Annotated in this window: 1 pseudogene; it reads right to left on the minus strand. The window is 59.9% G+C overall.

From position 1 onward, the window contains the following. Window positions 1-241 (minus strand): annotated as a pseudogene (locus tag G3N64_RS39375) (alpha/beta hydrolase); the annotation flags it as partial. Window positions 242-726 lie beyond the last annotated feature (485 nt).

Consider the following 726-nt stretch of genomic DNA (forward strand, 5'->3'; position numbering starts at 1 on the left):
CGTGGGAGAAAACAATGGGCTGGCCACTGCCCCAGTCTTTATAAAATATGTCGACGCCGTCCTTCGTTCTGACCGTATGCATGGCATTGCCTCCTTGTTGGTTGCCCCTGCTCGCCGGGACGGTAGCATTGGTGGCGGCGTCCGCCGCGCGGGACATCGAAAGCCATGCCGCGATCGACGCGGTAGCCTTCAGAATGCTGCGCCTTGTCGCCATCATCACCGGTTCTGTTGTGTAGTTCATTGCGCTTCTCCGCGGTTCTCCCACATCACCCGGCCAAGGAACGTCAGCGTGCGGTCCCAGGCTTGCTCTGCCCACAACGGATCGAACTGCGTTCGCGAAGTCGAAGACACACTCCCCGACGCTGATCCGGACGCCATCGCGCAACACTTCTCGCCGCGCGGCGTTGACTGTCGTCGTACTAAAACGGCACTCCGCAAGGGACAAGGGCGTCGGGGATATCTGCGCCATGATGCGATCTCCGGACCGGGCGAACTCCAGACTGTCTAGCCGTGGACGCGCCCGTGGCTCTTCCGCCGTCCGGCTAGTGACGTATGACTCACCTCCACTTCTGGCCGGTCGGCCGCGGAGATTCGTCCAGTAATTATTTCTTGAAACTTCAATCTCCAGCTACGTAAAATCGGCAAGTGTCGCCTGAACTTGGCATGGCAACCCCACGTGAAGTGCCGCCCAAGGAGCAATCCATTGACGAAGCTGGTCTGCCCGGA

Origin of the sequence: Burkholderia sp. Ac-20344 (assembly GCF_017104975.1) — a bacterium.
GTDB lineage: Bacteria > Pseudomonadota > Gammaproteobacteria > Burkholderiales > Burkholderiaceae > Burkholderia.